The sequence below is a fragment of the Bordetella sputigena genome (assembly GCF_965137885.1).
In the GTDB taxonomy this organism is placed as follows: Bacteria; Pseudomonadota; Gammaproteobacteria; order Burkholderiales; family Burkholderiaceae_B; genus Bordetella_C; species Bordetella_C sputigena.
This window is the reverse complement of sequence record NZ_CBCSCA010000003.1, coordinates 175971-196593: the sequence shown is the minus strand read 5'-3', so window position 1 is coordinate 196593 and position 20623 is coordinate 175971. Positions and strand designations below refer to the sequence as shown.

Below are 20623 nucleotides of genomic sequence, written 5' to 3'. Positions count from 1 at the left end.
AGGAAGCCCGCGGCCGGAAGCTTTTCTGAGGCTGCGTGCAATGAAGCAATACGTTTTATCCGCCGCGCTGACCAGCGCGGCTTTCTTTTATCCCGCGGTCGGCTATGCCGGCGCGGATGACGACATGCCTGCCGGCGTCGCGCTGTACGGCTTGATCGATATAGGCGTCGCCAGCCAGCACACCTCCGGGCAGGGCACGCGCAACAGCATGATTACCGGCGGGCAGACCGACTCCCTGTGGGGCATGCGCGGCAAGGAAGACCTGGCCGACGGGTGGCGCGCGTCGTTCCAGCTCGAAACGGGATTCAATGCTTCCAACGGCCTGGTGGAAGACGACAGCAACCGCCTCTTCAATTACAACGCCTGGGTCGGCCTGGGCCATGCCTCCTTCGGCGAATTGCGCCTGGGGCGGCAGGCGACCATCGCCAACCAGTTCGCCGGCGATCTCGAACAGGCGGGGTGGAAGGACATGGGCCTGGGCGCGACGTTCAAGGCTTCGGACACGTTCCAGTTCGACAACACCGTGAATTACCTGTCGCCCAGTTTCGGCGGCCTGCAGTTCGGAATGGGCTATTCCTTCAACGCGGACGACGGCAGCGCATCGGGCTTCCGCACCGCGGACAACAACCGCGCCTATAGTGTCGGCCTGCGTTACGAGCAGGGACCGCTGCTCGCGGTCGCCACCTGGGATCAGATGCGGCTGGGCGCGGCCGACGTCGGTGGCGCGCGCCCGCGCGCGCTGCAGCTTGGCCTGTCCTATGACTTCGAGGTGGTGAAGATCGCCGTGGCATGGACGCGCCAGCAGGATGGGTTCGTGGGCCTGGACGGCGCCGATCCGGATGGCCTGGGCCTGGATCTGGGGCCAGCCGCTTTCGTGCACGGCGGGCGGGTCGATGCCTGGTACCTTGGCGCCACGGTGCCGATGGGGCCTGGCAGCCTGGTCGCGCAATGGTCTCCCGCCAAGCCGTCCTGGTCATGGGAAGACGGCCAGCATGCCCGCACCGCGCAGGTGGCCACGCTGGGCTATATCTACCCGCTGTCCAAGCGCACCAGCCTGTATTCCTTCGTCGGCTACGCGCGTAACTACACGTTGGACAATCAGTTCGATCCGGGCAACTCCCACACGACGCGTGTCGCGGTGGGTATGACGCATCAGTTCTGACCGTGGCTGGTCCGTGACTGGCCGGGGGCGCCGTCGCGCGGCATGGTTGAGGACGCTCGGCGCGATGACGGTCGCGGCGACTACAATGGCTTTTCGTCCGCCGCCATGCAGGCGCGGCGCATTTCGGGATCCCGCTCTTGCTGCTGCTCGATTGGCTCACCCCTTGGGAATTTTCGCCGACGCTGGTGGCGCTGTTCGTCGCCGGCGGAGTGCTGTTCGTGCGCGGCGGTCGCGTGCATCACGTGTCGGCCACGCGCAAGGCGTTGTTCTGGTCCGGCATGGCGCTGCTCTACCTGTCGCTGCATACGCGGCTGGACTATTACGCGGAGCGGATGTTCTTCATCCATCGCATCCAGCACTTGGTCCTGCATCATCTCGGTCCGTTGGTGATCATGGCCGCCTATCCTGGGTCCGCGATGCGCGCCGGCTTGCCGGCTGGCGCGCGCCGCTGGCTGCACGGCTTTCGCGCCACAAGCTTGGGGCGCCTGGTGGAAGCCACGCTGACGCACAAGATCCTGGTGCCGGCCTTATTCGTGTTCCTGGTCGTGGTGTGGCTGCTGCCCACCGTGCAGTTCTACTCCATGCTGGATTGGCGCTTGTACCGCCTGATGAACTGGTCGGTCGTGATCACCGGTTTCCTGTACTGGAATCTGATCCTGGACCGCCGTCCCAGCCCGCCCGCCGCGATGTCGCCGGGAGGCCGCGTCATCTCTCCCATCCTGACGATGGCGCCGCAAATGGTGGCGGGGGCCTATATCGCGCTGACCCAGAACGATCTGTATCCCTTGTTCGAATTGTGCGGCCGCGCCATACCGATGCCCGCCTTGATGGATCAGAGCATAGGCGGCTTGACCATGTGGATACCCGCGGCGCTGGTGGAGCTGGTCGGCCTGTTGGTCGCCCTGGGCAATCTGATGCGCTTGTCCGGCAAGGGCCGGCTGCCGGTGCGCGGACGGCGCGGAAGGATGGGAGTGGCCGCGCCGCCGGCCGCCCGTTAGCCTGGACATACCGGGCCACGCTTTGCCGGGCGCAGTCGTCCGCGATTCGGCGAGGCCGGCTCGGTCCCGGCCGCGCCTGCAAGCCGGGACGGGCGTCAGTGGCTGCGTTACTTCGGCTCCAGCCCGTGGTACTTGCGGCCCAGCGCCACCGTGGCTTCGAACATGCCATGCTTGTTGCCGCAGTCGTATCGCGTGCCTTCGTAGCGATGCGCGAACACAGCGCGTTCGCGCATCAGCGACGCGATACCGTCGGTCAACTGGATCTCATTGCCGGCACCCAGCTTGGTCGCGCGCAGGTGTTCGAATATCTCCGGTTCCAGCACATAGCGGCCGACGACGGCAAGGGTCGAAGGCGCCTGATCCGGTTCGGGTTTTTCCACGATATGCGTGACGCGCTCGGTGCGCTCGTCGACCTGGCGGGCGGCCACGATGCCGTATTTCTTGGTTTCCGCACGCGGCACGTCCTGCACGCCGAGCACGCTGCCGTCATACTTGATGGCGGTGTTGACCAGTTGCTTGAGCACCGGCGTGTCGGCGTCGATCAAGTCATCCGCCAGCACCACCGCGAAGGGCTCATTGCCCACCGCGGGCTCGGCGGTCAGTACCGCGTGGCCCAGTCCCAGCGGCGCGGATTGGCGGATATAAATGCAATTGACGCCCGGGGGCAGAATGCCGCGGACCATGTTCAACAGCTCGACCTTGCCCTTCTTTTCCAGATCCGATTCCAATTCGGGCGCCGAGTCGAAATGGTCTTCAATGGCCCGCTTGTTGCGGCCAGTGACAAATACGAGGTCCGTGATGCCGGCCGCCACGGCTTCTTCCACGGCGTACTGGATCAGGGGCTTGTCAACGACAGGCAGCATTTCCTTGGGCATGGCCTTGGTGGCCGGAAGAAAGCGGGTGCCCATGCCCGCAACAGGGAAGACAGCTTTTCTTATGGGTCGCATTGGAACCTCGGTATGATGGAATATCGGTATCGCTAGGAAAGGGATCTTTGTGCGTGGCTATGATACTCGCATGAAACGCCGTACCCCGCGGCCATCGTTCGGCGTAAGCAAGCCGCTCATGCTGTTGCTTTGTGCTTCATTATTGGCCGGGCCGCCATCGGCTGCTTGGGCTCAGCCGGTTGGGCTACCTTCGATGGGCGCCGCGTCGGCGGACCAGTTGTCGCCGTACGCGGAACGGCAGTTGGGTAACCTGATCATGGCTGAAGGCCGCCGTGATCCGACGTACATCAGCGACCCGGAAGTCAACCAGTACCTGACCTCCATGGGCCGCAAGCTGGCGGCCTATGCGCCCGGCACGGTCCCGACCGTCGATCTGTTCGGGGTACGTGATCCGGAGATCAACGCCTTCGCCATGCCGGGCGGCTATATCGGCGTGAACAGCGGCCTCGTCGTCGCCACGCAAAGCGAATCCGAACTGGCCGCGGTGCTGGCCCACGAAATCGGCCACGTCGTACAGCGGCATATCGCACGAGGCATGACGCAGGGCAAGCAGACCGGCGCCATCATGCTCGCCTCGCTGGCGGCGGCGCTGCTGGCGGGGCTGGCCGGAGGCGGGGGCAATCTGGCCGTGGGCGTGGCGGCTTTCGGGCAGGCGGCCGCGATCGACCGCCAACTGGGCTTCTCGCGCGATGCCGAACGCGAAGCGGACCGCGCCGGCTTCCAGATGCTGACCAGCGCGGGCTACAACCCCAGCGGTATGTCGCACATGTTCGAGCGCCTGATGAACGCCTCGCGCCTTAACGAAGGCATAGGCGGCGGCGCGTGGGCGTCGACGCACCCGCTGTCCATCGACCGTATGTCCGATATCGAGAACCGCGTGCGCAACCTGCCGCCGGGACATCATATCGATAGCGACGACTATTGGTACGTGCGTGCCAAGCTGCGCGTTATCCAGGGCCAGGATACGGCGGGCCTGCGCACGTCGGCGCAGCAGTTCCAGGACGAAGCGCGCACGCTCACCGGCGTGCAGCAATCGGCGGCCTATTACGGCCTGGCGCTGGGCGCCTTGCGGCGCGAAGATCTGGCCGGCGCCGACCGCTATCTGAAGCAGGCGATGGCGGGCGGCCGTTCTTCGGCGGAACTGGACAGGCTGGCCATCGATCTGGCCAATGCGCAGAAGGATCCGGCGCGCGCGCTGTCGCTGGCGGAGGCGGCGTGGAAGGCCTGGCCGGGCCGCTACGCGATCGCGATTGCCTACGTGCAGGCCTTGCAGCAGGCCGGGCGGGATACGCAAGCGCAGGCTTTCCTGCGCGAACGCATCAAGCAATGGGGTGAAGACGAGCCGGTGTTCTACCAGCTATTGGCGCAAAGCGAGGAAAAGGCCGGCGACCGCGTGCAGGCGCGGCGTGATATGGCTACCTATTACACCGCGATCGGCGCCTTCCCCGCCGCCGAGGCGCAGCTGCGCCAGGCGCGCGATATGTCGCGCGATTTCTATGTTTCGTCGCAGATCGACGTGCAGATCAAGCAGGTCAGGGACAAGCTGGACGAGCAGCGCGAACTGCTGCAGCGGTTCAAGAGCTGACCGGCCCGGCGGCGGCTCAGCCGCCGGTTTCGAAGAAGCGCCCCAACCGTTGAGGCAGCCAGCCCAGATGCGCGGGGAAGGCTCCCGTGGGAAAGCCCGCGTGGCCTCCGTTGGCCGGCTGGTGCAGCAGCACTTGCGACGAGCAATCCGCCGGCCCCGGCAGCGCGGGCTCCGGGAAGAACGGGTCGTTGCGGGCGTTGAGCACCAGCGTCGGCACCGCGATCGCGGCCAGCCAGGGCTTGCTGGAGGCGCGCGTCCAGTAGTCCAGTGCGTTGCGGAAGCCGTGCATGGGCGCGGTATAGGCATCGTCGAAATCGCGCAGGTTGCGCGCATGCGCGATGCGCATGACGTCGATGGCGCCGGGAAAGCGCCGCGCCTTTTCCAGGACCTTGTGCTTCATGGTGCGCAGGAAGTACGCGCTATAGATACGGCGATTGATGAAGCCGCGGCACAGGCTGTTGCCGCCCGCCACCAGGTCCAGGGGCACCGAAATGCCGGCGCACGCCGCCAGCCAATCCACCGCCTGTTGTTGTTCGCCGATGTACTTCAGCAGCGCGTTGCCGCCCAGCGATACGCCCACCGCATGCCAGCGGGCATGCGGCACGCGCGCGCGCACGCTGGCCAGCATGAATCCGACTTCTTCCGAATCGCCGGAATAGTAGGCGCGCGCCAGGCGGTTGGGCGTGCCGGAGCAGCCACGGAAATGCGCAATCGCGACAATCCAGCCGCGGGCGCGGAAATAGTGCGCGATGGCCTGCGCATAACGGCTCAGGCTGCCGCCTTCCAACCCATGGAACAGGACCAGCGCCGGCGTCCCGGGCAACTGCGGCAGCGACGCCCAATCGGCGTCGACGATCCAGCGCGCCGCCGCGGTCTTGGCCGTGACGACCGGCGGCGCCACGGCGGGTTGCCCGTCCGCGGATTTATGGGGGAACAGGCCGGGGCCGGTCCAGTCGATGTCGATGAAGTCGCCATCCGGCGTGTCGACGCGTTCCCGCACGAAAGCAATGCGGTGATAGCGCGCCAGCGTGGCGGCGTACAAGGTCTGGCTATGCCCGTCGGGCAGCCAGCGGGGCACGGGGCAGGGAGTGGTATCCAGGCGGGCGGAGGCCAAAAGCTGTCACCCGCCTAATGCAGCATGTCGGGGACGTCGTGCAGGTCCAGCAGCCCGGCTTCCGCCGGAGCCGCGGATGCATGGTGCATGACCATGCGCCAACCGGTCGGTCCCTTGTGGTAGACGTTGGTGGCGTAGCAACTGACATAGCCGTCATGCGGCCCCCTGGAAGAGCCGACGTGTTCGACCAGGATGTGCACCGCGCTGCCCATGCTTTGCATGATCAGCGGCCGCATCGGCCGTACGTGCAGCGGGCCCGCCGCCAGGATGGTCTGCCAGGATTCTTCCACCGCCTTGTGGCCGACGATGCGCATGCCGCCGGGGTGGATGCATACGATTTCCTCATCGTCGGCCCAGACCTGCATCAGGCGGGTCAGGTCGGCGTGTTCCAGCGCTTCGTAGAAGGCGTCTTCGGTTTCTTGCGGCGTGGCGAACATGGGCTGGTCGAACGAAAACGAAGTGGACGGAAAGCGAAGCCGGCGTGGCTTGCCGCCGATGGCGAAAGGGTCGGCCCGGGGCCGGCGTATCGCGATCAGCGAATCAAGGGCGGGCAGGCGGGCAGGGTGGTCAGTGCCCGTGGCTGCTCAGCACGGTGCCCGGCTTCAGGCGGTATTCGGCGCCGCAGTACGGGCAGCGCGTCGACCCGGTATGGGCGACATCCAGGAACACGCGTGGATGCATGCTCCACAGCGGTGCCTTGGGGCCGGGGCAGTAAACGGGCACGTCTTCGGCGCCGACCTCGATGATTTCATGTTTGGAGGCAGTGGCGGCAGCGGTCATGGCAGGTCCTGAAACGATGGGTGCTTCGAATAGCGCAACGATAGCGGAGGATTCGGTGTACGGGTAGGTGCGGGCGTCATACCTGGGTCAGCCACGCCTGGTACTTGGCATTGCGGCCCTGCACCAGGTCGAAAAACGCTTTCTGCAGGCGTTCGGTGACGGGGCCGCGGCGGCCGGCGCCGATGCGGCGATTGTCGACTTCCCGGATCGGCGTGACTTCAGCCGCGGTGCCCGTAAAGAAGGCTTCATCCGCGATGTAGACGTCGTCGCGGGTCAGCCTGCGGGTCAGCACCTGGATGCCGAGGTCGGCCGCCAGCGCATGGATGGTGGAGCGCGTAATGCCCGTCAGCGCCGAGGCGATTTCGGGTTCGACCAGCACGCCGTCCTTGACGATAAAGATGTTTTCGCCGGCGCCTTCCGCGACGAAGCCTTCGGTGTCCAGCAGCAGGGCCTCGTCATAGCCGTCCTGCAGCGCTTCCGAGTTGGCGATGATGGAGTTGGCGTAGGTGGTGGCCACCTTGGCGCGCGGCATGGTGACGTTCACATGCTGGCGCGAATAGGACGACACCTTGACGCGTATGCCTTCGGCCAGGGCCTCTTCGCCCAGGTAGGCGCCCCAGGGCCAGGCGGCGATGGCGACGTGCACCTTGGCACCCTTGGGCGATACGCCCATTTTTTCCGAGCCGTAGAACACCAGGGGACGCAGGTAGCAGGATTCCAGCCGGTTGGCGCGCACCACTTCGCACTGCGCGGCTTCCAGCGTTTCGGCGTCGTAGGGAATGGGAATCTGATAGATGTGGGCGGAGTTGAACAGCCGTTTGGTGTGATCCCGCAGACGGAAGATCGCCGTACCGTTGGCCGTCTTGTAGGCACGGACGCCTTCGAACACGGACAGGCCGTAGTGCAGCGAGTGGGTCAGCACGTGCGTCGTCGCATCGCGCCAGGGAACCAGCTTGCCGTCATACCAGATGAATCCGTCGCGGTCGGCCATCGACATGTTCGTTCTCCTTGAGTGGCCGGTATTGTATCAAGCAGCCGGCTACAATATGCCCCATTCCGGTGCGGGTCATGCCCCGCTATGCGCCATTTTTGTCCGCCCCTGGTAGCGGCATCAACCACTCGATCAGGTCCGCTGTTGTCGTCCGAGCCGACAGTTTCCGATACCGATACGCTAGCAATCCGGCAGGAGCGGTGGAGCGCCGCCCGCCAAGGCGTGCGGGCCGTCGCGCCCACGCTGATCGCGACCGGTGCATGGGGCCTGGTGACCGGCGTCGCCATGGTCAAGTCAGGCCTGACGGAATCGAAGGCGCTGTTGATGTCGCTGGCCCTGTATGCCGGCTCGGCGCAGTTGACGTCGCTGCCGCTGATCGCCTCCGGCGCCCCGCTGTGGCTGATCTTCGCCGCCGGCTTCATCGTCAACCTGCGCTTCCTGATTTTCGGCGCGGCGCTGCATCCTTATTTTCGCCATCTGTCCTGGCCGCGCCGTCTGGCGCTGGGGTACTTCACCACCGACATGGGCTTCGTGATGTTCGTGCCGCGCTACGGCGACGCCCGCGTGCGCGGCACGCGCGAACAGCTGTGGTTCTTTGTCGGCGCGATCGCGCCGGGCTGGTTCGTCTGGCAGGGCTCTTCCATCGCCGGGATCTACCTGGGTGCGCTGGTGCCCTCGGCCTGGTCGCTGGACTTCGCCGCGGTGCTGGCGCTGCTGGCGATCGTGGTGCCGCTGGCCACCACGCGGCCCATGCTGGCGGCCATGATCGCCGCGGCCGCGACCGCCTGGGTTGGACAGGTATTCCCGCTGCGCCTGGGGCTGACGGCGNCNGTGGTCGCCGGGGTGGCGGCGGGCATGCTGGCCGAACGTTATGCGCGGGGGCGGGCATGAACCTGGACCTGGCCTCGGAAGACGCCTATGTCTACGCCGCCATCGCGCTGTTGACGCTTTGCAGCGTCATCACGCGCGCGGGATACCAATTGTTCGGCGATTATCTGCCGCTGTCCGATGGCGTGCGCCGTGCCTTGCGCTATGCGCCCGCCGCCGCGTTGACCGCCATCATCATCCCGGATCTGTTGCCCTGGAAGGAGGGCGTGGGCCCTCAGCTGGACATGAGGCTGCTGGCCGGCGTGGTCGGGGTGCTGGTGTTTCTGCGCACCCGCAGCGCCGTATTGGTGATTGTCGCGGGCATGCTAGTGTTGTGGGGCCTGCGCTGGCTGGCGCCCTGATGTCAGCTTGATGCGCGGCACCGCGCCGGCCGCCACCCGGCGCGCACCTCCGCCGCCGTGGTGTCGCGCCTGTTGCGTCCCTCATAAATCGGGTGCCGGACTGTCAAGCGGTGCTACCTGCGTTAAAATCCAGTTATCCACAGCAATCCGGGCCTGATTCCTTCTGTTTTCGTGCTTGCACGTGGCCTCGGAATCTGCCTACTCCATGACTGAAACCACTTCTTCCGCAGCGCCTTCAACGGATGCGCCGACTATGGCGTTTTCGGATTTCGATCTGCATCCGCTGCTGCTGGCATCGATCACTGAAACGGGGTACACCACCCCCACCCCCATCCAGGCCCAGGCCATCCCGGTCGTGATATCCGGCCGCGATGTGATGGGGGCGGCGCAGACCGGTACCGGCAAGACGGCCGCTTTCACCGTGCCCATCCTGCATCGCCTGATGCCGATGGCCAATAGCAGCGCGTCCCCCGCGCGCCATCCCGTGCGCGCGCTGATCCTGACGCCGACCCGCGAACTGGCCGATCAGGTCGCCGAAAGCGTCAAGCGCTACAGCAAGCGCACGCCCCTGCGTTCCGCGGTGGTATTCGGCGGCGTCGATATCGGTCCGCAAAAGGAAGCGCTGCGCAACGGCTGCGAAGTCCTGGTTGCCACGCCGGGCCGCCTGCTGGATCACGTGGAGCAGAAGAACGTCAACCTGGGACAGGTCGGCATACTGGTGCTGGACGAAGCGGATCGCATGCTCGATATGGGCTTCCTGCCCGATCTGGAGCGCATCATCCGCTTGCTGCCGGCCCAGCGTCAAAGCCTGCTGTTTTCCGCGACGTTCAGCAATGAAATCCGCAAGCTGGGGCGTTCGTATCTGAACCAGCCGGTGGAAATCGAAGTGGCGGCGCGCAATGCCACGGCCGATACCGTGACGCAGATCGCCTACGAAATGAGCAGCGAAGGCAAGCGCGCCGCGGTCGTGCACCTGGTGAAGTCGCGCAACCTGAACCAGGTCATCGTGTTCTCGAATACGAAGATCGGCACGGCGCGGCTCGCCCGGCAGCTGGAACGCGACGGCGTCAAGGCGGAATCCATCCACGGCGATAAAAGCCAGGCCGATCGCATGAAGGCGCTGGAAGCATTCAAGGCGGGACAGCTGGAAGTACTGGTTGCCACCGACGTCGCCGCGCGCGGACTGGACGTCGCGGGCGTGCCCTGCGTCATCAATTACGATCTGCCGTACAACGCCGAAGACTACGTGCATCGCATCGGCCGCACCGGCCGCGCGGGCGCCTCGGGCGAGGCCATCGCCCTGTTCACGCCGAGCGAAGAACGCCTGCTGCTGGACATCGAAAAACTGATCAAGCGGCCCGTGCCGCGCGGCCATCTGGACGTGCCGGCCGAACTGATCGCGCGCAGCCGTGGACACGGCGACGACGCGCGCGGCGGCCGCGAAGGCCGCGAGTCCTCGGGACGAGGTTCCAGTGATCGCCGCTATGGCGAGTCCAGCGCCCGCCAGGGCGGTTCACGTCAATCGGGATCCCGTCAATCGGGGCCGCGCCAGGCGCCGGTGGACGACTTTTTCTTCAAGCCCTACGTGCCCAGCAATCCGGCGCCCGAGTCGGCGCCGGCGGAGGCGCCGTCCGAGCGTGCCGCGCCCAAGCGCAAGGTCGCCGTGCTGTTGGGCGGCAGCCGCAAGCCTTCCTGATCCGACAGCGACGCCGGCAACGAGTCCGGCGCCACAGCGCGGCGCTACCGTCCGGCGCCCGTGTGCGGGCGGCGGCGGAGCCGCAACGCTACGCCGCCAGCAGTGCGCGCACGTCCGGCAAGCCCGTTGCCACGGCGGCGCTATCCGGTCCCAGCGTAGCCAGCAGCCGTTCCAGATGACCGATGTGCGGCAGCATGGGGCCGTAGAAGACCGTCTTGCCGGCGCGCTGCACCAGCAGCGTAGGAAAGTTTTCCACCTCTTCGTCGCCCAGCAGATCCGGATGGTCTTCGATGTCCACCCACACGAAAGCCGCGGCCGGCGTCTGCGCCGCCAGCGCGTCGAATTTCGGCCGGTATTCCCGGCAGGTATCGCACCAGGCGGCACAGAAGCAAGCGACCAGGTCGATGTCGGGGCGTTGAAGCAGGGCGCGCAGGGCGGCCGTATCGTTACCGGGTTCTAGGGCGGGCATGGGGGGCGGGCATATGGGTCGAACGTATGCATCGAACATACGGGGCGACGGGACGAGTATTTATTTATCATACCTGCGATGCACAACCGGACCATCCTCATGCCCGCATCCTCCTATCCATCGCCGAACCCGCCGCCGCTCTCCGCCGGCATGGCCGGCGTGTGGCAAGCCTTCAAACGTGCCGCTGTGTCGCAGTGCCATCCGGCGATGCTGTTCGCGGTACTGCTGCCTTTCCTGATCGCGCTGGTGGGCGCGATCCTGCTGTTGTGGTTCTGCTGGACCCCGCTGACGGACTGGCTGCGCGACGAAGCGTCCCACTGGAGCGTCGTCAACAATGTCGACGAGTGGCTGGTCACGGTGGGACTGTTCTCGCTGAAGGTCTATCTGGTGCCGGTGGTCGCCGCCGCCATTCTGCTGCCGGTGTCGGGAATACTGGGACTGGCCATCGCGGCGATATTCGTCATGCCCCTGGTACTGCGCCACGTGAGCCAACGGGAATACGCGGCGGTCAGCAAGCAAGGCAGGTTTGGCACCGCGGTCAGCGTCTGGAATGCCTTGTGGGTGAGCCTGGCCTTCGCCCTGGGGTGGCTATTGACGCTGCCCCTGTGGCTGGTGCCCCCCATGGCCGTGCTGTTGTCGGTCTTCTGGTGGGCCTTCGCGTTTTCGCGCATGATGCGCGTCGATGCCATCGTCGAGCACGCCAGTCCGGAAGAACGGCGCATCCTGCTGCGCCGGAACAACCTGGGCTTCTGGACCGTGGGATTGATATGTTCGCTGATCAATCTGCTGCCGCCGGCCTGGGTGTTCCTGCCGGTGTTCTCGGCGCTGGTATTCGCCCATTATGGTCTGGACGCGCTGCAGCGCCTGCGGCAGGAAAAGGTCATCGAAATGGCGCCGCGCTGATCGTCCGCCATGGGGCGATAATGCGGGTCGGCGGCCATCGCGCCACCGGCCCATTTTCATGCCCTACCGGAATCCAAAATGTCTCTCGATCCCGCCACGCCCCGCATCGGGCTGATCATCGTCGGCGACGAAATCCTGTCCGGCCGCCGGCAAGACAAGCATTTCTCCAAGGTGGTGGAGTTGCTTTCCGCGCGCGGACTGCGCCTGGCCTGGGCCGAAATCCTGCCGGATGATAGGGAGGCCTTGATCGCCGGCTATCGCCGCAGCTTCGCCAGTGGCGACATCGTGTTTTCCTGCGGCGGCATCGGCGCCACGCCCGACGACCACACGCGCCAGGCGGCGGCCGCCGCGCTGGACCTGCCCTTGGTCTTGCATCCGGACGCCGAACGGGAGATCGCCCTGCGCTGTGCCGAGATGGCCGAGAAAGGGCAGGGCTCCGCGGATATGAGCACCCCGGAGAACCAGCGCCGCCTGGAGATGGGGCGATTTCCGCAAGGCTGCGAAGTCGTGCCCAATCCCTATAACCGGATACCCGGGTTCTTCATCCGCGACCATACCTTTGTGCCGGGTTTTCCGGTCATGGCCTGGCCCATGCTGGAATGGACGCTGGATACGCGCTACCGCCACTTGCAGCACCAGACGGCGCATGCCGAGCATGCCTTTCTGGTCTACGGGCTGCCGGAGTCCCGCATCGCGCCGGTCATGGAAGAAATCCAGGCGCGCTGGCCGGGCGTGAAGGCCTTCAGCCTCCCCAGCGTCGGCGAAGACGGCCGATCGCCGCATATCGATCTGGGCGTCAAGGGGGAGCCGACGGCCGCCGCCGAAGCCATGAATCATCTGCGGGCGGAAGTCGAACGTCTGGGCGGGCGGCTGACGCCGCCCGTGTGAGCCTCGCCTGGGTCTCGCGCCGGAGCCGATCCCCGGTCCCCGCGCCGCGCGCCGGCGGGCGCGCGGGCAGATGCAGGGCGGCGGGGCAGCAGGGAACGGTGCCGCGGGCCAGTTGCCAAACCGGGTCGCGTATTTCACAATACGGGAAATAACGAATTGTTGCGCCGCCGCATAGGCCTGCCACCCTGGCCGGTACGCGGGACCGGCGCATAGAGCTTATGACCCGCCTCTCCTCCCAAGGCAACCCCGCCCAGCAGCAAGGCGATGGTCACACGACCATTGCGATCCAGGTGATCGAGCGCGCCATGCGGCTGCTCGACGCACTGGCGGCGCAGCCGGAACCGGTGACCTTGAAGGAACTTGCATCGACCACCGGCCTGCACGCGTCCACGGCGCACCGGATCCTGAACGATCTGGTGGTGGGCCGATATGTGGAGCGGGTGGACAACGGGGTTTACCAGCTGGGCATGCGGTTGCTGGAACTGGGCTCGCTGGTGAAAGGGCGCCTGAACGTGCGCGATGCCGCCAAGGCGCCCATGCACGAGCTGCACGAGCTGACCGGACAGACCATCAATCTTTCGGTGCAGCAGGGCGACGAAATCGTCTATATCGATCGCGCCTGGAGCGAGCGCTCCGGCATGCAAGTGGTGCGCGCGATAGGCGGACGCGCGCCACTGCACCTGACGTCCACCGGCAAGCTGTTCCTGTCCATGGCGGAGCCGCGGCAGGTGCGCGCCTACGCCTCGCGCACGGGATTGGCCGGCCATACCGGGAACAGCCTGACGCGGCTGGACCAGCTGGAGCAGGAGCTCTCCACGGTACGCAGCCACGGCTATGCGCGCGACAACGAGGAGCTGGAAGTGGGCGTGCGTTGTATCGCCGCCGGCATCCACGACGACAGCGGCAAGCTGGTGGCGGGCCTGTCCATTTCCGCGCCTGCCGAGCGCATGCGGGACGAATGGATCGGGCGGCTGAGGGATACCGCCGCGCGGATTTCGGCGTCGCTGGGTTATGACATCCGTTCGGTCGACGCCGGGTTCGGACAGATCGGTGCCGCGGGAAATGGCGACGGCCGCTAAGAACAGGCGCGGTCGGAAATGACGCCGGAGGACGGCCCAGCAGGGCGGCGGAAGATCCCGCGCGCGCCCGCAGGATCAGCCGTCGATGGTTCCACCGCGTGCCGCGGCATGCTCGGCAATCCGCAGCAAGTCTTCGTCCTCTCCATAGCGACCCACCAGCTGTACGCCCAAAGGGAGACCGCCCGGTCCGCGCGTGACCGGCAGGGCCACGGTGGGCAGATGCAGCAGGGTCCACAGTGCGCCATAGCGCGGCGAGCCGGAGTTCTCCAGCCCGGCCTCCGCCTCCCCATCGGTAGCCGGATAGACCAGGGCATCGACGTCGTCGAATAGCATCCCGGCGCGGGCGCGGGCCAGCGCCGCGCGCCGCTGCATGGCCATATAGGAGGGCAAATCAATGTCCTCGCCGCCGGCCATGCGCGCGGTCAGGCGTGCACTGAGCCGGCCGGCATCCGCGCGGCGCTCGTGGGCAAGGGCGTGGCGAGCGTCATAGGCCACCAGGCGGCCCTGGTCCTCTATCAGCGCTTCGAAGTCGGCGGGCAGCGAACGCTCGCTGATCGCGAAACCCGCGGACGCCAGCCGGTCGACCCATGACCGCAGGGCCTGAACCGCCCGCGGGCTGGCGTATCGCCACTGCGATGACAGGCAGATGCCGAGCCTGTAGCGGCTATCCGCGGGCGCCGATTCGAAACGGCGGCCATGGATGCCCAGCACGGTGGCCGCGGCATCGCCGACATCGCGCGCGAGGACCCCCACGGTGTCCTGCATGGGACTCAGCAGCCCCACGCCCGCTGTCGACACGAGGCCGAAACTGGGCTTGTAGCCGACCACGCCGCAGTAGATGGCGGGACGCGTGATGGAGCCGGTGGTCTGCGTGCCCCAGGCCACCATCGCCATGCCGTCCGCCACCGCGGCCGCCGAGCCGCTGGAAGAACCGCCCGGGGTGTGCGCCAGATTCAAGGGATTGCGCGTGGGACCGGGCGTTTGCGTGGCGAACTCGCTGGTAACGACCTTGCCCATGAGGACCGCGCCCTGCTCGCGGGACAGGGCCACACAGGCCGCGTCGCGGCCGGTGCGATGCCCGGCATAGATCGCCGAGCCATAGGTCGTGGGGTAATCGGCGCTCTGGATAACATCCTTGACGGCGAAGGGGATGCCGTGCAGCAGGCCGCGGCGACGGCCCGCATCGACCTCGTCGGCCTGTGCGCGTACGCGTGCCGGATCGCAGGCGGCATAGGCCCGCACCTGGGCATCGCGCGCCGCCATACGCGCCAGGCATATCTCGGCCAATTCCCGCGCGCGTAGCTGGCCAGCCTCCATCCGGCGCAGCGCCTCCGCGATGCCGGGCAATACATTCGATCGTTCCATCTTCTACTACTCGAGGCGGATGTTGGCGTCCTTGATGACCTTGGCCCACTTGTCGTGCTCAGCCTGCACGAAGCGCGCGAAGTCCTGCTGGCTGCCGGAGTTCGGCTCGGCGCCCTGGCGGCGGATCTGTTCCGCGGTCGCGGGCGAGGCCAATACCTTGGCGGTCTCGTCATGCAGGCGGGCGACGATCTCGGGCGGCATCCTGGCCGGTCCGAACAAGGCGAACCAGCCATCCACGGCGTAGCCCGGCAGGCCGGCCTCCGCGATCGTCGGAACGTTCGGCAGCAAAGGCGAGCGCTGCGTGGACGTGACGCCCAGCGCCACCAGCTTGCCGGCTTGTATATGCGGCAGGCAGACGGGCAGGTTGCAGAACATCACCTGTACGCGATTGCTCATCAAGTCGGGCAAGGGCTCGCTGCCTCCCTTGTAGGGGATGTGGACCATATCGGTCCCGGACATGTTTTTGAACAACTCCGCCGATAGATGCTGGCTGCCGCCGGCGCCGCCGGACGCATAGCTGTAGTTGTTCGCCTTCAGCTCCTCGATGAGGGCCGCGACGCTGCGCGCCTTCACTTGCGGATTGACGACCAGCACATTGGTGACCGACGCGACATTCGCGATGGGAACGAAATCCTTCATCGGGTCGAACTTCAGGTTCGAGTACAGGCTGGGATTGATGGCGTTCGTGCTGGCCGCGCCCATCAACAAGGTATAGCCATCCGGGGCGCTCTCCGCCACATAGCCTGCGCCGATATTGCCGCCCGCGCCGGCCTTGTTCTCCACGACGACGGACTGCCCCAGGCGTTCCGCCAGGCCGGAGGCGACGATGCGCGCCAACTGGTCCGTCACGCTGCCGGGACCGAACGGCACGATCAGCCGGATCGGCTTGGCGGGATAGGCGGGAGCCTGCGCGTGGGTGGCCGGCGCGGCGGCCAGGGCCAGCGTCAGGCCGACGGCGAGAGTGGCCAGGCGGCGTTTGCGGATGGACATGTGTTTTCCCTTGATGGCTGGATCCATGGGCCGAACGATTCGCGCCCTGAGATTCCGGCATGGTAGGAAAGGGCCGTCCATATATCCAATATAAAATTCTGCGGCCGTTGATACGATAATCGTCTCAATCGGCCGGCTCGCGCCGTTGCGTGACCGGGCAGCCTTGCCCAATGATCCGGAGAACCCGTGGCGCTCTTTTCCCGTCAGATGATTGCCTTCATGGCGGTGGCCGAGGAACTGCATTTCGGCCGCGCGGCGCAACGCCTGCATGTCAGCCAGCCGCCCCTGAGCCAGCAAGTCCGCCTGTTTGAAGAAAGAGTCGGCGTGCCGCTGATCGAGCGTTCCACCCGCACCGTCAGGCTGACGGCGGCGGGGCTGGCGCTGCGCAACGCCTTGCAACGCCTGATGGACGATGGCGATGCCGCGCTCACCGCCGCCAGGCGCGTGGCCGTCGGGGAAGCCGGCCTGCTGCGCATCGGCTTTACGCCCACGGCTGCCTATCGGCTGGTGCCCGCCGCGGTCGGGATGTACCGCCGGCAGTACCCGGGCGTGCATCTATCCATGATCGAGGCCGATACCGCGCACCTGCATGCGCTGCTGCGCAGCGACAGGCTGGACATCGCCGTGACGCGTCGCCACGAGAACATCGCGGATGACGACCTGCACATGGAGCCGGTCGATACCGAGCCCTTGGTCGTGGCCCTGCCCGCGAGCCATCCCCTGGCCGCACGGGACGAGATCGACATCACCGAGCTGGCGGATATGCCGCTGGTAGGCTTCGTGCGAGCGAAATCGGAATACTTCCACGCGCTGCTGAACGAGCTGTTCAGGGCGAACGGCGTTGCGCCCGACATCGTCATGGAAAGCCTGCTGCCGACCTTGCTGACACCGGTCGAGGCCGGCGTGGGCGTGGCGGTGGTGCCGGCATCGATCAGCGAATTGCGGCCGCGCGGTGTCAGGTACCTGCCGCTGAGGGCGAAGGTCCTGCCGTGTTCGACCCTGTACGCGGCCTATCGAAAGGATGGCATCAACCCGGCCGTGCCTCGATTGCGCGAGGCGCTGGCCAATGCGGGCATGGTGAACGCGGGGTTGATCTAGCTTGGCGCGAACCCCGGGAGCCCGGGATTCGCGGGTCGCGCGGCGTGGTCGTTATTGCTTTTCGACCTTGGCTTTCTTGAACAGCTCGGCCCATTGCGGCACCTGCTGTTTCACCTTGGCGTCCAGCGCCTGCGGGTTGGCCTGGTCGACCAGCACGGCGGCGCCCAAGGTCTGCATGCGTTCCTGGAACTTGGGATCCTTTACACCGGCCTGGAGCGCCTGGACCAGCTTGTCGACGACGGGCTTGGGCGTGCCCTTCGGGACCCACATGCCGTGCCAGATGCCGACTTCGAAGCCCTTGTAGCCCGATTCGTCCATCGTTGGCAGGTCCGGCAGCGTCGCCACGCGCTTCAGGCTGGTGACCGCATAGGCCTTGACCTTCTTGGCATTGATCTGCTGGGTGGTATTGGTCGTCTGGTCGCACAGCATGTCCACCTGCTTGCCCAGCAGGTCGTTCATGGCGGGCGCGGTCCCCTTGTACGGCACCGTCAGCAGCTGCACGCCGAAAGCTTCGTTAAGCATGGTGCTGCACAGATGGCTGGCGGCGCCGATACCGGCATTGGCCAGGGTGATCTTGTCGGCGTTCTTTTTGACGTAGTCCGCCAGTTCCTTGATGTTGTTGGGCGGGAAGTTATCCCGGGCCAGGATCGTCATGGGAACGTCGACCACCAGGCCGATGGGCTCGAAGCTCTTGAAGGGGTCGTAACCCGGATCCTTGTAGAGCGACGGCGCCGTCGAAAAGCCGACGTGCATCAGCAGGACGGTGTAGCCGTCCGCGGGCGCACGCGCGGCGAAGGTCGTGCCTATCGTGCCGCCGGCGCCGCCCTTGTTCTCGACGATGACCGATTGGCCCAGCGAGGGCCGCATGGCTTCGGCCAGCGATCGTGCGACGTTGTCGGTCGGCCCGCCGGCGGCGAACGGAACCACCATATTGATGACGTGGTCCGGATATTCAGCGTGCGCGGCGCCTGCGGCGGACAGCGTGACGGCCACGAGGACGGCGGCTAGCCGACGGGTAGGAAAAGGCATGTTGTCTCCTGGATTTGCGGATGCATTATGGTCATGAGCGCCTGTGGGGACTACCCGCCGGGGGGCACCCGTCGAGGCTCACTCTGCAGCCAGTCTAGGGAATAAGCAGGGACACGTCACCTTAGTTGTTTCCCCATGTTGCGCCTGCTCCACGCTGTCTCTATCTTTCGTTCGAGTAGTGAGGTCGTCATATTGCGGCGCCATATTTGCTCGTCGGGGCGTTTTTGCTTTATGCCGCCAGGGATTTGTTTTTCTTTGTTGCGATGCACCAAAAAGCCTTGACATCGAAACCGGACTGCCTACAATGTGAATTGTGCAGTGCAACAACGGCTCGGGATATGTGGTAGGCCGCGAGCCGGGGGTGTTTCCAGCAGTACGGGCCCCCCTAGTCTTCCGCATCCGACGTCAATCCGCCCCCCGCGAAGGGGCATTCGAGGAGATCCCTATGAGCGCTATTCCGCAACAAGTGTTCGCCCGCCAGAAAGCGAGCGTCAATACCCTGATCGCCACCCAGTCGGCCTTGTTCTCCGGTTTCGAAAAGCTGGTCGATCTGAACCTGAAGGTCATCAAGGCCACGATCGATGAAGTCGCCCTGCGTTCGCAGCAAGCCGCCGATGTGAAGGATCCCCAGGAAGCCCTGGCATTCTCCACCGGCCTGGTGCAGCCCAGCGCGGAAAAGGCGCTGGCCTACGGCAAGCATGTCTATGACATCGTCGCCGGCGTGCAAGGCGAGCTGGTCAAGCTCGGCGAAGAGCACATCGCCGACAACCAGGCGCAGCTGTCGGAAGCCATCGACCAGCTGGCCAAGAACGCGCCCACCGGCACCGAAGGCGCCGTGGCCCTGATCAAGTCGTCGCTGGCGACCGCCACCAGCGCATATGACTCGATGACCAAGGCCGCCAAGCAGGCTGCCGAAGTCGCCGAATCGAACCTGAATGCCGCCGCCAACGCGACCTTCAAAGCTGCTTCGGATGCCGCCGACGTAGCGAACAAGGTCGCCACGCCTCGCAGCCGCCGCGCCGCCGCCTGAGATTCATCAGGCACAGGGCGCGCCGCACTGCGGCGTCAAGAAAGTAAGCCAGTTTGAGCAGAGCTGGAGCTGGGCCGCCCAATGGGCGGCCCTTTTTTGCGCCCGAAGCGGGGTAGGCCGCTTACCGGAACCCGGGGCTTTCTCTGTTGCCAGCTCGCCGCCCGACAAGCGAAAAGCCCCCGTCGGGGGCTTTTCCCTGCACGGAGGGGACAGGCGTCAGCCGCCGCGCTTCGCTACCGCGTCCACGCATTCGCGGACCAGCTCGGGGCCGCGGTAGATCAGGCCGGTGTACAGCTGTACCGCATCCGCGCCCGCCGCCATCTTTTCCGCGGCCTGGCGGCCGCTATGGATGCCGCCCACGCCGATGATGGATAGGCTGGACCCCAGGCGCTGCTTCAGCCGGGCGATGACCGCCAGGCTGAGTTCATGCACCGGCGGACCGGAGAGCCCGCCCGCCTCATCGGCATGCGGCAGCCCGGTCACCGCCGCACGCGACAAGGTGGTATTGCTGGCGATCACGCCATTCACGCCATAGCGGGTCAATATGTCGGCAATGGCGTCAACTTGTTCGTGGGTCAGGTCAGGCGCGATCTTGACGGCCAGCGGCACGTCGCGGCCATGCATGTCGGCCAGTTCCTTGCGCGTATCGCGCAGGCGGCTCAGCAGGTCGCTGAGTTCGTCACCGCCCTGCAGGGAGCGCAGGTTCTGCGTATTCGGCGACGAGATGTTTACCGTCACGTAATCGGCATGCGGGAAGACGCCACGCAAACCCTTGAGATAGTCGTCCGCGGCCTGCGCGATAGGCGTATCGGCATTCTTGCCGATATTCAATCCCAGGATGCCGCCGCGTGCCCGCCACTGGCTGCGCGTGACGTTCGCGATGAAGGCATCCAATCCGAGATTGTTGAAGCCCAGCCGGTTGATCAGCGCATGCGCCTTGGGCAGCCGGAACAGCCGCGGCTTGGGGTTGCCCGGCTGCGGACGCGGCGTCACGGTGCCGACCTCGACAAAGCCGAAGCCCAGATTGCCCAGCGCATCGATATAAGCGCCATTCTTGTCCAGGCCGGCGGCCAGCCCCACGGCGTTCGGCACGCGCAGGCCCATCAGCGTCACCGGCGCCAGCGGCGCGGCGTGCAGCAGGGAGCGCGTCAGGCCGCATTCATAGGCGCGCTGCAGGCTTTTCAGCGTGACTTCGTGCGCGGTTTCGGCGTCCATGGCGAACAAGGCCTGGCGCGCGAGGGGATAGGCATGGAACAGGATAGACATGGGG

The 20623-nt window shown here is 66.0% G+C and carries 20 protein-coding genes and 1 pseudogene; 11 read left to right on the top strand and 10 right to left on the bottom strand.

All coding sequences use genetic code 11. From position 1 onward, the window contains the following. The first annotated feature begins 40 nt into the window (after window positions 1-40). Both ACNA0R_RS06835 and ACNA0R_RS06830 read left to right on the top strand, forming a co-directional pair. Entirely contained in the window at window positions 41-1162 is a 1122-nt protein-coding gene (locus ACNA0R_RS06835; protein ID WP_415825199.1) for a porin, read from the top strand. A 137-nt stretch (window positions 1163-1299) separates the two neighbouring features. Continuing rightward, window positions 1300-2160, top strand: a complete 861-nt coding sequence (locus ACNA0R_RS06830) for a cytochrome c oxidase assembly protein (RefSeq protein WP_415825198.1) — start codon at window positions 1300-1302, stop codon at window positions 2158-2160. Between the two features lie 107 nt (window positions 2161-2267). Here ACNA0R_RS06830 and galU read toward each other — a convergent pair whose 3' ends face one another. Next, entirely contained in the window at window positions 2268-3107 is an 840-nt protein-coding gene (gene galU / locus ACNA0R_RS06825) for a UTP--glucose-1-phosphate uridylyltransferase GalU (protein WP_415825197.1), read from the bottom strand. Between the two features lie 118 nt (window positions 3108-3225). Here galU and ACNA0R_RS06820 point away from each other — a divergent pair, with 118 nt between their 5' ends. After that, complete coding sequence (locus ACNA0R_RS06820) at window positions 3226-4692, top strand: M48 family metalloprotease (RefSeq protein WP_415825549.1); 1467 nt, start codon at window positions 3226-3228, stop codon at window positions 4690-4692. 16 nt (window positions 4693-4708) lie between these two features. Here ACNA0R_RS06820 and ACNA0R_RS06815 read toward each other — a convergent pair whose 3' ends face one another. The 4 genes from ACNA0R_RS06815 to ACNA0R_RS06800 form a co-directional block, all read right to left on the bottom strand. Beyond that, window positions 4709-5806, bottom strand: coding sequence for a YheT family hydrolase (locus ACNA0R_RS06815; RefSeq protein WP_415825196.1), 1098 nt, complete (start codon window positions 5804-5806; stop codon window positions 4709-4711). 14 nt (window positions 5807-5820) lie between these two features. Beyond that, window positions 5821-6243: a YybH family protein gene (locus ACNA0R_RS06810; RefSeq protein WP_415825195.1), complete on the bottom strand. Its 423-nt coding sequence runs from the start codon at window positions 6241-6243 to the stop codon at window positions 5821-5823. Between the two features lie 130 nt (window positions 6244-6373). Beyond that, complete coding sequence (locus ACNA0R_RS06805; RefSeq protein WP_415825194.1) at window positions 6374-6586, bottom strand: zinc-finger domain-containing protein; 213 nt, start codon at window positions 6584-6586, stop codon at window positions 6374-6376. Window positions 6587-6662: 76 nt separating this feature from the next. Continuing rightward, complete coding sequence (locus ACNA0R_RS06800) at window positions 6663-7583, bottom strand: branched-chain amino acid transaminase (protein WP_415825193.1); 921 nt, start codon at window positions 7581-7583, stop codon at window positions 6663-6665. Between the two features lie 216 nt (window positions 7584-7799). Here ACNA0R_RS06800 and ACNA0R_RS06795 point away from each other — a divergent pair. The 3 genes and pseudogenes from ACNA0R_RS06795 to ACNA0R_RS06785 form a co-directional block, all read left to right on the top strand. After that, window positions 7800-8405 (top strand): annotated as a pseudogene (locus ACNA0R_RS06795) (AzlC family ABC transporter permease); the annotation flags it as partial. 59 nt (window positions 8406-8464) lie between these two features. Next, entirely contained in the window at window positions 8465-8806 is a 342-nt protein-coding gene (locus tag ACNA0R_RS06790) for an AzlD domain-containing protein (RefSeq protein WP_415825192.1), read from the top strand. Between the two features lie 205 nt (window positions 8807-9011). Further along, entirely contained in the window at window positions 9012-10502 is a 1491-nt protein-coding gene (locus ACNA0R_RS06785) for a DEAD/DEAH box helicase (RefSeq protein ID WP_415825191.1), read from the top strand. Between the two features lie 88 nt (window positions 10503-10590). On the opposite strand, the gene ACNA0R_RS06780 is transcribed toward ACNA0R_RS06785, so the two are convergent. Further along, complete coding sequence (locus ACNA0R_RS06780; RefSeq protein WP_415825190.1) at window positions 10591-10971, bottom strand: thioredoxin family protein; 381 nt, start codon at window positions 10969-10971, stop codon at window positions 10591-10593. A gap of 99 nt (window positions 10972-11070) precedes the next feature. Between ACNA0R_RS06780 and ACNA0R_RS06775 the strand changes: the two genes are divergently transcribed. The 3 genes from ACNA0R_RS06775 (at window position 11071) to ACNA0R_RS06765 (ending at window position 13841) form a co-directional block, all read left to right on the top strand. Continuing rightward, window positions 11071-11874 carry an EI24 domain-containing protein gene (locus ACNA0R_RS06775; protein WP_415825189.1) on the top strand — a complete coding sequence of 268 codons (804 nt, stop codon included), beginning with the start codon at window positions 11071-11073 and terminating at the stop codon, window positions 11872-11874. Window positions 11875-11952: 78 nt separating this feature from the next. Then, window positions 11953-12762 (top strand): competence/damage-inducible protein A, encoded by an 810-nt coding sequence (locus tag ACNA0R_RS06770; RefSeq protein WP_415825188.1) that lies wholly within the window; start codon window positions 11953-11955, stop codon window positions 12760-12762. Window positions 12763-12980: 218 nt separating this feature from the next. Continuing rightward, a complete protein-coding gene (locus tag ACNA0R_RS06765) occupies window positions 12981-13841 on the top strand; it encodes an IclR family transcriptional regulator (protein WP_415825187.1) in 861 nt (286 codons plus the stop codon). A gap of 75 nt (window positions 13842-13916) precedes the next feature. Here the strand turns inward: ACNA0R_RS06765 and ACNA0R_RS06760 are convergent, their stop codons facing one another. Both ACNA0R_RS06760 and ACNA0R_RS06755 read right to left on the bottom strand, forming a co-directional pair. Then, window positions 13917-15206 (bottom strand): amidase, encoded by a 1290-nt coding sequence (locus ACNA0R_RS06760; protein ID WP_415825186.1) that lies wholly within the window; start codon window positions 15204-15206, stop codon window positions 13917-13919. Between the two features lie 6 nt (window positions 15207-15212). Next, on the bottom strand, window positions 15213-16196 hold the full coding sequence (locus ACNA0R_RS06755; protein WP_415825185.1) for a Bug family tripartite tricarboxylate transporter substrate binding protein: 984 nt from the start codon (window positions 16194-16196) through the stop codon (window positions 15213-15215). 186 nt (window positions 16197-16382) lie between these two features. Here ACNA0R_RS06755 and ACNA0R_RS06750 point away from each other — a divergent pair, with 186 nt between their 5' ends. Then, on the top strand, window positions 16383-17294 hold the full coding sequence (locus tag ACNA0R_RS06750; protein WP_415825184.1) for a LysR family transcriptional regulator: 912 nt from the start codon (window positions 16383-16385) through the stop codon (window positions 17292-17294). A gap of 51 nt (window positions 17295-17345) precedes the next feature. Here ACNA0R_RS06750 and ACNA0R_RS06745 read toward each other — a convergent pair whose 3' ends face one another. Then, a complete protein-coding gene (locus tag ACNA0R_RS06745) occupies window positions 17346-18323 on the bottom strand; it encodes a tripartite tricarboxylate transporter substrate binding protein BugD (protein ID WP_415825183.1) in 978 nt (325 codons plus the stop codon). 445 nt (window positions 18324-18768) lie between these two features. Here ACNA0R_RS06745 and phaP point away from each other — a divergent pair, with 445 nt between their 5' ends. Continuing rightward, window positions 18769-19353, top strand: a complete 585-nt coding sequence (gene phaP / locus ACNA0R_RS06740) for a TIGR01841 family phasin (protein ID WP_415825182.1) — start codon at window positions 18769-18771, stop codon at window positions 19351-19353. A gap of 216 nt (window positions 19354-19569) precedes the next feature. Here phaP and ACNA0R_RS06735 read toward each other — a convergent pair whose 3' ends face one another. Further along, window positions 19570-20619, bottom strand: coding sequence for a quinone-dependent dihydroorotate dehydrogenase (locus ACNA0R_RS06735; RefSeq protein WP_415825181.1), 1050 nt, complete (start codon window positions 20617-20619; stop codon window positions 19570-19572). Between the last annotated feature and the right edge of the window lie 4 nt (window positions 20620-20623).